We start from the raw sequence: 1,162 nt of genomic DNA, 5'->3' as shown, positions 1-1,162 counted from the left end.
GCCCACGCCCAGAGCAGCGTGACCCTGTACGGTATCGTCGACAACGGTATCGCTTACCAGAACAACTCGTCGGCCACGGGCGCGACGACGGGTGGTCACTCGAAGGTGCAAATGTCCACCGGCGTGTGGGCAGGCAGCCGCTTCGGCCTGAAGGGCAGCGAAGATCTCGGCGGCGGCACGAAGGCGATTTTCCAGTTGGAAGCCGGCGTCAACACGGCTAACGGCTCGTCGCAGTGGACCAACGGCATCTTCACGCGCCAGGCATGGGTTGGGATGACCAACGCCACGTACGGTACGCTGACGGCCGGCCGCCAGTACACCGCGTACTACACGCTGCTGTCGCCGTACAGCCCGACGACCTGGCTGACCGGCTATTACGGCGCGCACCCGGGCGATATCGATTCGCTGGATACCAGCTACCGCGCGAACAACTCGCTCGTGTACATGTCGCCGAAGTTCTACGGCTTCACGGTCGGCGGTTCGTACTCGTTCGGCGGCGTCGCAGGCGCGACGAACCGCGGCTCGACGTGGAGCGCGGCGATCCAGTACCTGAACGGCCCGGCAGGCATCGCCGTCGGCTACCAGAAGGTCAACAACGCGACGCTGGGTGGCGGCGTGTGGGGCGCGAACTCGACGGTCCAGAACGGCCTGACGGCAACGGGCGACGGCAACCAGCCGGCAGTCTCGTCGATCAACAACGGCTACGCGACCGCGCAATCGCAGCAGCGTATCGCCGTGACGGCGGGTTACCAGTTCACGCCGGCATGGGACATTTCGGCGTCGTACTCGAACGTGCAGTACACGCCGGGCGTTGGCTCGTCGTTCCGCAACACGGCCATCTTCAACACGGCAGGCGCCGTGCTGCACTGGAAGGCAGCGGCTCAGTGGGACTTCGCGGCGGGCTACTCGTACACGGCGGCAACGCAGTCGAACGGCATCACGAGCTCGGCCAAGTACCACCAGGTCACGCTGTCGCAGTACTACAGCCTGTCGAAGCGCACGGGCCTGTACGCAGTCGAGGCTTACCAGCATTCGAGCGGCAACACGCTGAACGCAGGCAAGATCATCGCGGCAACGACGTCGATCGGCGACGGCGTGGGCGCAGGTTCGAAGCAGAACCAGATCGGCCTCGGCGTCGGCCTGATCCACCGCTTCTGATGTC

1 protein-coding gene is annotated in these 1,162 nt (G+C 65.2%); it reads left to right on the top strand.

From position 1 onward, the window contains the following. The coding region (locus BLA15945_RS37515) for a porin (RefSeq protein WP_174994767.1) at positions 1-1,158 on the top strand (1,158 nt) is incomplete at its 5' end. Positions 1,159-1,162: the final 4 nt, after the last annotated feature.

Source organism: Burkholderia arboris, from assembly GCF_902499125.1.
Lineage (GTDB): Bacteria > Pseudomonadota > Gammaproteobacteria > Burkholderiales > Burkholderiaceae > Burkholderia > Burkholderia arboris.
The sequence above is the reverse complement of the archived record's forward strand: the minus strand, read 5'-3'. Positions and strand labels throughout refer to the sequence as shown.